This is a genomic window from Psychrobacter sp. 1U2 (genome assembly GCF_051847575.1).
Window position 1 is genome coordinate 1 of sequence record NZ_JBPYDC010000599.1, and the last position, 948, is coordinate 948.

Annotated in this window: 1 protein-coding gene; it reads left to right on the top strand. The window is 43.6% G+C overall.

Features of this window, described 5'->3' with window-relative positions; translation table 11 throughout:
* Positions 1–948, top strand: a 948-nt coding sequence (locus ACS8FD_RS17540) for a histidine kinase dimerization/phospho-acceptor domain-containing protein (RefSeq protein WP_439276791.1), incomplete at both ends; no start/stop codon positions are given.

Below are 948 nucleotides of genomic sequence, written 5' to 3' on the forward strand. Positions count from 1 at the left end.
TTAAATAAAACACCACCTAATGATACTCAAGCGAAATCTGATAATCGGCGCTGGCCTTTATTATGGCGCACGATATTTTTACTAACCTTCTTCGTGATTCTCTCACAAGTAGTGATTTATATCTGGGTGCAACGTTCTGTCAAAGGTCACTTTGAGGAGATGGACGCGGAGATTATCACCCATGCTGCTTTTGATTTGCGTCAGCGTCTAACTGATTTTAATGATCAAACGGCTACCTCTAACTTATCTACCCTCACAGTTCCAGCAGACAACGACCATTTGCACCCCTCTTGGCGCGATTATGATTTAAAAAAAGTCATTGCTGATAAAGAGGGGCAGCTTTTGACCAGCATACCCAGCCGCTTTGCCGATGAGTTGCCAGCCAGCTTTAATATATTATCATTATGGAAAGAGCATCAGGAGCAGCAGTTCGTCGTTGAGATAAACGATAGAAATTATCGAGCCATCATTATCAAAGACCACCATACCTTGGCATTTATCGCCCTACCCATCGATATTCATCACCAATATTTATTACAGTTCAACCGTCAGCTTAGTATGATCTTAATGGCCATTACCCTATTGTTAGTCTCCGTGGCAGCATTAAGTGTTTACTGGGGCTTTGCGCCTCTATCTACTATTATGCAAAAGATGAAAGGCATCAACCCTGAACGGCTGGATGAAAGAATTAACGCTCATGACATGCCATTGGAGCTGCGTCCGCTTGCTGAATCCTATAACTTAATGATGGGCAAGCTTGAGAGCAATTTTGCCTCCCTGCTACGCTTCTCTGACAATATTGCCCATGAGCTGCGCACCCCACTTGCGACCCTTAGCACCCAAACACAGGTAATGCTCAGTAAACCTAGAGATAGCGCTGAGTATATCGAGCAGCTGCATCACCAGCATGAAACTTTAGAGCAGTTATCGAGTCTGATTAATAATATG